7 protein-coding genes are annotated in these 10257 nt (G+C 51.0%); 6 read left to right on the forward strand and 1 reads right to left on the reverse strand.

Features of this window, described 5'->3' with window-relative positions; genetic code table 11:
• Nucleotides 1-25 precede the first annotated feature (25 nt).
• Nucleotides 26-868, forward strand: coding sequence for a carboxylating nicotinate-nucleotide diphosphorylase (gene nadC, locus H5U36_06155; GenBank protein ID MBC7217719.1), 843 nt, complete (start codon nt 26-28; stop codon nt 866-868).
• Nucleotides 869-870: 2 nt separating this feature from the next.
• Nucleotides 871-2382 carry an FAD-binding protein gene (locus H5U36_06160; protein MBC7217720.1) on the forward strand — a complete coding sequence of 504 codons (1512 nt, stop codon included), beginning with the start codon at nt 871-873 and terminating at the stop codon, nt 2380-2382.
• Here H5U36_06160 and H5U36_06165 read toward each other — a convergent pair.
• Entirely contained in the window at nt 2366-3811 is a 1446-nt protein-coding gene (locus tag H5U36_06165; protein ID MBC7217721.1) for a YvcK family protein, read from the reverse strand. The two genes, H5U36_06160 and H5U36_06165, sit on opposite strands and share 17 nt — an antisense overlap.
• A 46-nt stretch (nt 3812-3857) precedes the next feature.
• Here H5U36_06165 and H5U36_06170 point away from each other — a divergent pair, with 46 nt between their 5' ends.
• The 4 genes from H5U36_06170 to H5U36_06185 all read left to right on the forward strand — a co-directional run bounded on the left by H5U36_06170 (nt 3858) and on the right by H5U36_06185 (nt 10049).
• Complete coding sequence (locus H5U36_06170; protein ID MBC7217722.1) at nt 3858-4511, forward strand: hypothetical protein; 654 nt, start codon at nt 3858-3860, stop codon at nt 4509-4511.
• Nucleotides 4512-5118: 607 nt separating this feature from the next.
• The gene (locus H5U36_06175; GenBank protein ID MBC7217723.1) at nt 5119-7569 is read left to right on the forward strand and encodes a hypothetical protein; all 2451 of its coding nucleotides are present in this window, start codon (nt 5119-5121) and stop codon (nt 7567-7569) included.
• On the forward strand, nt 7544-8551 hold the full coding sequence (locus H5U36_06180) for a LacI family DNA-binding transcriptional regulator (GenBank protein MBC7217724.1): 1008 nt from the start codon (nt 7544-7546) through the stop codon (nt 8549-8551). Before H5U36_06175 ends, H5U36_06180 begins: the two co-directional genes overlap by 26 nt.
• A gap of 199 nt (nt 8552-8750) precedes the next feature.
• Nucleotides 8751-10049 (forward strand): sugar ABC transporter substrate-binding protein, encoded by a 1299-nt coding sequence (locus H5U36_06185; protein MBC7217725.1) that lies wholly within the window; start codon nt 8751-8753, stop codon nt 10047-10049.
• Nucleotides 10050-10257 lie beyond the last annotated feature (208 nt).

Genomic DNA, 10257 nt, shown 5'->3' on the forward strand with positions numbered 1-10257 from the left:
CATCTTGCCAAGAGAGGGTGAGAAAATGAACGGCCTTACTCCGTGGGATCTCGATACGTATCTCCGGCAGTTCCTTGCCGAGGACATCGGCCCCTTTGACCTTACGACTCAGGGTCTTGGGGAACTTGGAGAGCAGATAGTTCGTGCCCATATCGTGGCCAAAGAACCGGGAGTCATGGCAGGTGGCCCCTTTGCCCTGCGGATTTTTGAGCTCCTTGATGCCGGAGCAAAGGGAGAGACGCACGTTCCTGAGGGGGCTCGATTTTCCCCGGGGACAATCCTTTTGAGTGTCCTTGCGAAGGCCAGGGCAATTCTCGAGGGGGAGCGGGTGGCTTTGAATCTTCTCTCCCGGCTCTGTGGGGTTGCGACCCGGACGCGGGAACTCGTTGACCTTGTTGCCGACCTTCCGGTTCGTATTGCCGATACCCGGAAGACGACTCCAGGGTTGCGCTTCTTTGAAAAGTACGCCGTCCGATGCGGTGGAGGTGTGAACCACCGGATGGGGCTTTATGATTGTGTTCTCCTTAAGGATAACCATCTTGTCCTCTGTGGCTCGGTGAAAGAGGCGATTGCTCGGGTGCGCCGAGCCATTCCTTTCACGGCGAAAATTGTTGTTGAGTGCCAGAGCCTTGAGGATGTCCATGAGGCCTGTGAGGCCGGAGCCGACGTGGTACTCCTTGACAACATGTCCCTTGAAGATATCAGAACTGCAGTGCGAGTGGTGAAGCGACGGGCTCTCGTTGAAGCTTCAGGAGGCATTGGTCCTCATAACGTGCGCCTTGTGGCTGAACAGGGTGTGGATATCATCTCCACCGGGTACATGACACACCATGCCACCGGAATCGATATGAGCCTTGAGATTGCATGAGGATGGTCTACGACGCCCTTGTCATCGGAAACGGCATTGCAGGAAGCTCCCTTGCCCTTTTCCTTGCCCAGAAAGGGAAAAAGGTCTGCCTCATTACCAAGGGTACTTCCCTTGAGGAGACGAATACCGCGCAGGCCCAGGGAGGCATTGTCTTCCGGGGAGAGAAGGACGGTACCGATCTCCTGGCGCGAGATATCCTTGAGGCTTCAGGAAAAACGGCTTCTCCAAGGAGCGCCCGAGTTCTTGCCCGCCTCGGACCGGTGCTCGTTCAGAAATTCCTCATCGAGGAACTCAGAGTTCCCTTTGAGCGAAAGCCTGACGGCACATGGGACCTCTTCCAAGAAGGAGCCCACTCAAGAAGGCGGATTCTCCACGTCAAGGACTACACAGGGAGAGTCATCCAGAGGCATCTCAACGAGGCGCTGCGCAGAGAGGAGAATGTTACTCTTTTGACCGGTACCTTTGCCTTAGAGCTCATCACCTCCTTTCAGTATGCTCGGGAAGCAGAAAGCCGCTATGGGAGACCCGAGTGCTTCGGCGCCTATGTTCTTAAGGATGGCGAGATTTTCCCTATTTTTGCCCATGCCACCGTTCTTGCCACAGGGGGGCTGAATGCGCTCTTTCGTCACTCCTCGGGAGGTCCCTGGTCCACGGGGGATGGGTTTGCCCTGGCGCTCCGCGCCCAGGTCCCCTTGGCCGATATGGAGCACATTCAGTTCCACCCCACCCTCCTTTACGATTCGTCTTGTGCCCATTCTTTCCTTCTTTCTGAGGCCCTGCGAGGGGAGGGGGCTACAATCTGCGATGATCAAGGGACACCCTTTCTTGAGCGTTTCCACCCCCTTGGGAATCTGGCACCAAGAGATGTCGTTGCTCGAGCGATATTCAGACTCATGAAGGAGCGAAACCTTTCTCACGTTTTCCTCGACCTCCGACCTTTAGGGGAAAGACTCCGCTTTGGCTTCCCCGAAATTTTCGAAGAGCTCACCCGGCGGGGTTTCAACCCCCTCGAGGAGCCTGTTCCTGTTGTTCCTGGAGCCCACTTTGCCTGTGGAGGTGTTCTCACCGATACCTGGGGGAGAACGAGTGTGCGCCGCCTCTACGCGGTGGGAGAAGTCGCCTGCAGTGGAGTGCATGGCGCGAATCGGTTGGCCTCAACGAGTCTCCTTGAAGGGCTCACCTTTGCCTTTCGGGCGGCGCAGGCTATAGCTCGCTTTGAGGTTCCTCTTGTGCCTCCTTCGATTCTCCCGTTCCCAGGGTGTCCTGGAACCCTGGGAGACGCTAAACGCTACTCGGAGCTTCGGCAGACTATCCAGGAGGTCATGTGGGAGTACGCAGGGATAGAGAGGAAGAAAGAAGGGCTTGAAAAGGCCCTCGCAATCCTTCTTGAGGTCAAAAGAGAAATCCTTTACCTTCGCAGTTCTCTGGGAATTTCCCTTCCTCTTGGGGAACTCGAGAATATGGCCGATGTAGCAACGTGTGTGGTTCGTGCCGCTCTCAGGAATTCCGGCTGAAGGCTCGCTTCCCCAGGCGGCTCACAAGGCGTGCGATTTTGAGCTTTTTGAATCCGTTCTTGGTGTGGAGGGCAAAGTAGAATCCAAAGGAAGGCTTCTCCTCAAGGAGAATCTCAAAGAGCGCCTGAGCAAGGCGGTCGGGATCGTGTCGTGTGGGGTATTCTCTTGAGAGGAGAGGCGCCTCGAGAATTTTTCCTGGAAAGTCCCATTCGCCTCCCTCAGCAAGGATGGGGACGATACCGGAACGCCCGAGCTCTTCGAGAACCTCGGGATCCGGTTTCTCGCCGTTGACGAGGACGTAATTCACCCGTTCTTTTGGCAGGAACTGGAACACCGCTTCGAGGTGATCGGAGAACGTGTACCCATCGGTCTCTCCTGGCTGCGTCGTCACGTTGCAGACAAAGACAAGAGGGGCAGAAGACCGCAGAATTGCCTCGCGAACCTCCGCCACGGCGAGGTTACAGAGAACACTCGTGTAGAGGCTTCCCGGGCCAAGGACGATGAGATCCGCCTCTTCAATGGCTCTCACGACCTCAGGGGTTGTGGGAACGTGAGGTGGGTCGAGGAAAATACGCTTGATTCTCTTCCCGCAGGAACCCACGTTTGACTCGCCCACCACAATCGACCCATCGGCACATTCGGCCTTTAAAACCACGTTTTCTAAGGTTGTGGGGAGTACCCGACCGCGGACGGCAAGGACTTTGCTTGACTCAAGGATTGCCCGCTGGAAATCCCCCGTCACCTGCGTCAGGGCGGCGATGAAGAGATTCCCAAAGTTGTGTCCTTTGAGCTCGTTGTTTTCATCGAACCGGTACTGGAAAAGGTCCCGCATGAGGGGCTCGGTATCCGCTAAGGCAATGAGACAGTTCCGGATATCCCCCGGGGGTAGGACGCCCATGTCCCGCCGGAGCTTTCCCGAACTCCCTCCGTCATCAAAAACGGTGACTATTGCGGTGATGTTCGTGGTGTACTCCTTGAGACCATGGAGAAGGGTGTACAGACCATGTCCCCCACCAATCGCCACGATGTGGGGACCCCGGGCAAGCTGGCGGCTCCGGAAAATAACTTCGGCAACGTCCCGTTCTCGCTCCGGCATGAGAGCACCGATGATGGAACGGTTCATTCTCTGGAGACCCCAGACGATGAGGATGGCTCCACCAACAATCCAGGCAAGGCCAAAGGCCACAGCAAGGTACTGGTGGCCGAAAAAGGAGAAAACGAAGCGCCGCCAGAGGTTGTAGAACCCCCGGAACGAGGGAACCGAGAGGATGAGGCTCATACCCAGGGAAATGAGTAACACCCCAAAGACTGCGAGGACAAGCCACCGCTTGACCCGCATCCCCGGGTACAGCCAACGAGCAAGTCGGCGCAGGCTCTCTGCTTCCATACCCCTTTCCCTCCCTGCGAATTCCCTTTTATTGTACCGCATTTTGGTCGATTTGTCGCCGGGGGTATAATGGGGTTAGGGGATGCCCATGGGTCTCTACGAGAGTCTCCGAACCTTTGACCATCTCTACTATCGAGGAGTATGGAAGAAAATCCTTGGAAAGCTCAAGCACCACAGGCGCCGCCTCTTTCCCCTTGCTTCCTGGGAGGAAATCGTGGGGACCGGAGAAGCTATGTACCGGGGTATCCAGGCTGTACCCATTGCACGCATTGTTGGGACCGAGAACCGTTTCGCCGACTTTGATCGAGAATTCCTTCCTCTTTCCCGGCGGGACCGGCACCGCTGGGCACGGATTCATGCGCTCTACCAGGAAGGGAAACCTCTCCCGCCGGTTTCCCTCGTGAAAATCGGAGATTTCTACTTCGTCCGGGATGGGCATCACCGGATATCCGTGGCGAAAGCCGAAGGAGCCCTCTACATCGACGCGGAAGTTGTGGAGATTCCCCTTCCGAAGGATGCCCCGAAGGATTCACCGGAGGCAACGTTCCACTACCTTGAAGAACGGATTTTTAGGGAAAAGACGAAACTCCCCCTCAAGGTGACTATCCCTGGGGGTATCTCGAGCTCCTCCGCCTCATCCAGTGCTTCCAGTGCTCCTCGTGCCCGAACAAGGATGGTGCTTCGTGCCTTCCGTGGGATGAAGCCGTCTCGGGATGGTACAGCCACTGCTACCAGGGGGTAGCTCGTACCATCGAAGAGAGTGGTCTTTTGAGGAAATTCCCGAATCGCACCGTAACTGACCTCTACCTTTGGGTCCTTGAAAACCTCGATGCCCTGAGAAAGGCTTCTTGCTTTATTCCCCAATCCCTCCCGCCTTTGAGGCGAAAGCCTTCCTTTTTCCGGGGAGGGCGAGGGAGTTTCTAGGGTTTGTAAGAGTGTTTACCTCCTTAAGGACTTTCTCTGTAACCTTGCACTCTTTAAGGAAGGTTAAGGATAGTCAAAGATTCTAAAGACCACTTTAGAAGCCCCAAAAGGCCTGCAAGTCCGAACGTCTTGAGCTACGTATAGGATTCGGAAACTAGGTAGCTGGTTGAGGAATTCTAAAAGCTTGTACTGCGAGTAGGGAAGTTGCTCAGAGGTGAGGACAGGAGAGTGTAGGGTTGGGGAAAAGTTTCCGAGGTTGCCTGTGGGGATACCAGACTCATAAGTTGTCCTGCATGATGTGAATCTAAACATATAGTTGACAGATACGAAAGCAAGGTTGTAGAATATGGTCAGAGTTCGTTCACGTGCACGCAACTGGGAGGGAGAAAATGAACCGTTCCCCCTTTTCGGGAGGACTCTATAGCATGGAAGGTCATAGGGTTTTTCCTGGGGAGGCCCGTGAGGTAGCTCTCCCTTTTGGGGGTATCGGCACGGGTACTGTGTCGCTCGGAGCGCGTGGAGAGTTAAGGGATTGGGAGATTTTTAACAGACCTGGGAAAGGAGTTTCTCTTCCCTACACCTTTTTTGCCCTCTGGGTGAAGCCAGAGAATGAGGAACCCTTTGTTCGGATTCTTGAGTCCAGAATCCAGCCTCCTTTTAATAAGTCCCATGGTTTCAGCCCCGGCGAACTTGCAGGATTACCTCGTTTTGAAAAGTCCTGGATGGAGGTAGAATATCCTTTTGCGCGAGTGAGTTTAGAAGATAAAGCGTCGCCCGTTGAAGTTACTCTCGAGGCTTTCAATCCATTCATCCCCCTCGATGCAGACAATTCTGGAATTCCGTGTGTGTTTTTGCGGTATAGGGTAAAAAATCTTTCGGGAAAGAACCTTGGGGTAAGCATTGCAGCATCCCTCTTTAACGCTGTTGGTTTTGAAGGGTGCGGGGATTTCGGCAAACCTCGTTTTGTGGGAGAGAGGAAGAATGAATATCGTGAGGGAGGAGCCTTTCGCGGGCTTTTCTATTCTTCCGATCTTCCTCAAAATCACCTTAAGTATGGAACAATGGCACTTGTCACCACCCACGGCTATGTGTCGGTGAAGCCCAACTGGTATGTGGGAGGATGGTTTGATGGAGCTCACGAGTTCTGGGATGATTTCTGTGAAGATGGAAAACTTGAGGAAGTAGGAAAAATCCAGCTGCGGGGCAACGAATTTCTCCTGTCAGAATTTGATGTCAAAGTAGGCTCACTGGCAGTGCATGACGTCCTTGAGGGAGGGGAGGAAAAAAGTTTTGAGTTTATACTTACCTGGCACTTTCCTAACCGTCCCGCTTACTGGGATACAGCGATAAATGATCATAGAATCGAAAGCGCGGGAATTATACGGAACTACTATGCCACTCGCTTCTCCGATGCATGGCGCGTTGCAGAATATGTTGTGGAGAAGAAGGAATGGCTTGAACAGAAATCGAGAGATTTTGCGAGAGCCCTTTATGGAAGTACATTACCTCCCTATGTTATTGAGGCGCTTGTCAACGGGATTGTTGTTCTCCGAAGTACGACTTGTTTCCGTATAGAAGATGGTACATTTCTGGGGTATGAGGGATGCTTTGACACAAAAGGATGTTGTCCTGGAAGTTGTACCCACGTGTGGAATTATGCGCAGACTGTTGCTTTCCTTTTTCCAGAACTCGAGCAGTCTATGCGGAGAGTGGAATTTCTCCGTGAAACTGACGAAAAAGGAAGGATGAATTTTAGAACCATTAAGGCTTTTGGGGTAGACAAATGTTGGAAACCTGAGGAACCATGGGGCAAGCTACCACCAGCAGCTGATGGACAACTTGGTACCATTGTGCGATTGTACCGGGATTGGAAGTTGACTGGGGATAGCGAGTTCTTAAGGGAAGTGTGGGAAAAAGCTGCTCAAGCTCTCGATTTTGCCATTCAATACTGGGATACTGACGGAGACGGATTACCCGACGGACCGCAGCATGTTACTTATGACATTGAGCTCTATGGCCCTAATCCTCTGACGAGTACATTATTTTTCGCTGCCCTCCTGGCTGGAGCTGAGATGGCTCGCTTTATAGGCGACGAGGAGAGGGCCAAGAAATACAAGAAGCTCTTTGTACGAGGTTCTCAGAAGATGGACGAGCTACTCTGGAATGGTGAGTACTACATTCAAAAACTTGAGAATTTTCACGATTACCGTTACCAGTTCGGGGAAGGATGTCTTTCGGACCAACTCTTTGGCCAATTCCTTGCTCATGTAGCAGGATTAGGGTACGTTCTCCCACAAGAGAGGGTTAGAAAAGCAGTCAGTGCTGTCTTCCAATATAATTTTCGTCCTTCCTTTCGCCTGCATCACAACGTTCACCGCGCTTTCGTCCTTGGAGACGAGGCAGGGCTCCTTGTCTGTTCCTGGCCTAGAGGGGGGCGGCCAAAGTTTCCCCTTGTATATTGTGATGAGGTGTGGACTGGTACCGAATACGAAGTAGCTGCACTCCTTATTTGGGAGGGATTTGTCGACGAAGGTCTTCGCCTTGTAAAGGCTGTAAGGGAAAGACACGATGGTTACCGCCGAAACCCTTGGGACGAAGTTGAATGTGGCCATCATTATGTGCGAGCAATGTCGAGTTGGGCGTTGCTTTTGGCCTTGAGTGGCTTTAAGTACGACATGGTTCAGGGAATTATGAGTTTTAACCCAGTGATCAACCAAAATAATTTCTCTGCTATTTGGAGTACAGGAAAAGCCTGGGGTATCTATCGGCAGAGGAAAAAAAATGGAAAGCTTGAACAAGATATTGAGGTTCTTGGGGGAAGTCTTAACGGAGTTAAGGTAATTGGCAGGGATGGCTCAGAAGAAAGTTACGACTAGGCTTATTGCTGAACTTTGTGGTGTTTCTCGGGGGACAGTTGACCGGGCCCTTCACGATCGGAGAGGAATAAGCCCTGAGACGAAAGCGAGGATTCTTGAAGTAGCTAAAGAGCTGGGTTACAAGTCCAACTTTGTAGCTCGGAGCCTTGTGAAAGGGAGAACCAGGATCATAGGTATGGTGGTATTTAATCTTTACAATCGTTTTTTTGCCCAGGTTGTAAATGCTGCTGAGGAAGAAGCACGAAGAAGAGGATACTCGCTGTTGCTTGCTCTGACAAATAAGGATTGTGCTGAAGAGAAACGCCAGTTAGAACGCTTGGCGGGCTGGCGGGTTGATGGGATTATTCTTGCCCCTGTCTGTAGGAGGAAAGAGGTTGAGGAATATCTATGTCATCTCTCTGGGAAGTTAGGTATCCCAGTCGTTACTATCTGTAATCGAGTTTCAGATGCTGTGCCTTTTGTAGGAATACGAGACCGTGAGGTGACGAAAGAGGCAGTACGCACTATTGCTTCGAAAGGATATCAGAGAGTTGTTTTTCTTTGTCCTCCTCTAAGGAATCGGGATGTCATGAATGTCTATGCTCCAGAGGAACGGTTGCAAGGATATCTTGAGGCGATAAGAGAACTTGACCTGGGCGAACCAATTGTCGTCGACAAAAAGGACTTCGGAGATCTTATCCGGGGTTTGATTCTAAACACCCCAAAGAGAGTGGCTATTTTCTGCTCAAGTGATATTTACGCCCTTGAAGTTCTCTCTTTGATTAAAGGGCTTGGTCTTAAAATCCCGGAAGATGTGGGGATTATGGGCTTTGACGATATTGATGTTCTCCGGCACGTGAATCCTCCTTTAAGCACTATTCCATATCCTGTGGTAGAAGTGGGAAAAGTGGCGGTGACTAACCTTGTTGAGAGTGTTGAAGTTGGAAAGAGAATCACTGATGTATATCTTGAGACTAAACCCTTGTTGAGAGAGTCTTTATGAGTGGGAGCCCTTCGGAAAGAGGGTTATGCGTCTTCAGCTGGGTTAGAAGAAAGGGGGTGAGCGTTTGTATTCTTGAGGATAACAGGCAAAGTTCTCGTCATAGTTCTTCTGCTCGGGGTGAAAAGGGCAGAAGAACTGCTTAGTGTATTTGGAAAGACGATTAAAGTGAGGCCTTGAAATAGGATGGAGGTAGATCGTGATGAAAGCTAGGAAAGTAGGGCTTTTGGTGTTGTTTTTGGTGTGCCTTGTACTTGCAGGAGGCAAAGCGTTTACTAAAACCAAGCTTAACTTTGTCTTCTGGCTATGGGCTCCGGAAGCACTCGAAGGATGGAAAAACACTATTAAGGAATTTATAGCTGAGAACCCGGATATAGATGTCAACTATATTGCTGTTCCTGGTGCTACGTGGGGAGAGTATCTTGATAAGGTGAGCACATTGATCGCTGGTGGAGAAAAGCCAGATGTGATGTGGGTAGCTACAGAGGGGATGCTGTTCCTTCTTCGCAGGAACCTTATGCAACCACTTGATGCTTACATTGACCGAGACAGGGCAGAACTTCAAGAGTTCTTCGATGATGTAGCTCCTGCTCTTCTTGAGGCGATGGTCTTTGATGAGAAAAGATATGCTCTCCCCTATAGCTGGAACAACATGGTGATATGGTACAACACAAAGATGTTTAACGAACTTGGGATTGCTGCTCCTCAGGAGAGCTGGACAAGGAATGAGTTTTTAGAAATTGCCAAGAAACTCACAGTAGATAAAAACAACGATGGCAAGCCAGACCAGTATGGATTTGCGGTTGAACCAGCTTATTTTGCCGGTACTATTCCATGGCTGTTTGTTCGTGGTACTAGTCTTCTGAGTGAAGACTTAAGTAGATCCAATGCCAATGATCCCAAGGTTATTGAAGTTATGCAGTTCTTACAGGATTTGATTTACAAAGATAGGGTTGCTCCTACTCCTGGGTTTGGCCCAACCTTTAGTCTCTTTATTGCTGGTCAGGTGGGAATGTTTGGAGCTGGAAGATGGCCAGTAGTAACATTTGTGCAAGAAGGGTTTTCGGACTGTGACATTCAGTATTGGCCGAAGTGGGATCAAGAAACCCCGAGAGTTACGCTTTTTGGAGTAGATGGATTTCCTCTTCTCACCACGAGCCAGCATCCTGAGCAGGCTTGGAAGTTCATCAAGTATATGATACGCAGGGATGTTCAATCGAAACTTATCGGAACCAAAGAGGCGCCAGTAGGGAATATCCCGGCTAGAAAGTCTCTCGCGATGAGCGATGAGATAGGTGCATTTCCCCCCAAGAATTACAAGATTTTCTACAAATCACTTGTAGAGTTTCCTGCAAAGCCGGTTCCTGCACCAGTTGCCTTTACTAGGGTTGAGGAGATTTGGCTCCGCTATGTTAGTGCAATCCTTGCGAATGAGATGACTGCGGAGGAAGGCTGCATGAAGGCTCACCAGGAGATTACTAAGATTCTTGAAGAGGAGTGACCTTATCGTTCACTAACCCAAGCCTGGTCGACCAGGCTTGGGTTAGTGAACGAAGATGCAAGATCGTTAGCTCGGGGGGAATCGAGTTGGGAGAAAGGGAAAATCGTGCAGGTTATCTTTTCGTGCTGCCTACGCTTCTCGGATTTTTATTTTTCGTTCTCGGTCCAATGCTTGCAGCTATAATTCTGAGCTTTTATTCTTGGGACCT

This window comes from Candidatus Caldatribacterium sp. (assembly GCA_014359405.1).
Classification (GTDB): domain Bacteria; phylum Atribacterota; class Atribacteria; order Atribacterales; family Caldatribacteriaceae; genus Caldatribacterium; species Caldatribacterium oleiphilum.

Coding starts and splice junctions, on each gene's coding strand:
- nadC (MBC7217719.1), top strand. CDS start 26: ATGAACGGCCTTACTCCGTGGGATCTCGATACGTATCTCCGGCAGTTC.
- H5U36_06160 (MBC7217720.1), top strand. CDS start 871: ATGGTCTACGACGCCCTTGTCATCGGAAACGGCATTGCAGGAAGCTCC.
- H5U36_06165 (MBC7217721.1), bottom strand. CDS start 3,811: ATGCGGTACAATAAAAGGGAATTCGCAGGGAGGGAAAGGGGTATGGAA.
- H5U36_06170 (MBC7217722.1), top strand. CDS start 3,858: ATGGGTCTCTACGAGAGTCTCCGAACCTTTGACCATCTCTACTATCGA.
- H5U36_06175 (MBC7217723.1), top strand. CDS start 5,119: ATGGAAGGTCATAGGGTTTTTCCTGGGGAGGCCCGTGAGGTAGCTCTC.
- H5U36_06180 (MBC7217724.1), top strand. CDS start 7,544: ATGGCTCAGAAGAAAGTTACGACTAGGCTTATTGCTGAACTTTGTGGT.
- H5U36_06185 (MBC7217725.1), top strand. CDS start 8,751: ATGAAAGCTAGGAAAGTAGGGCTTTTGGTGTTGTTTTTGGTGTGCCTT.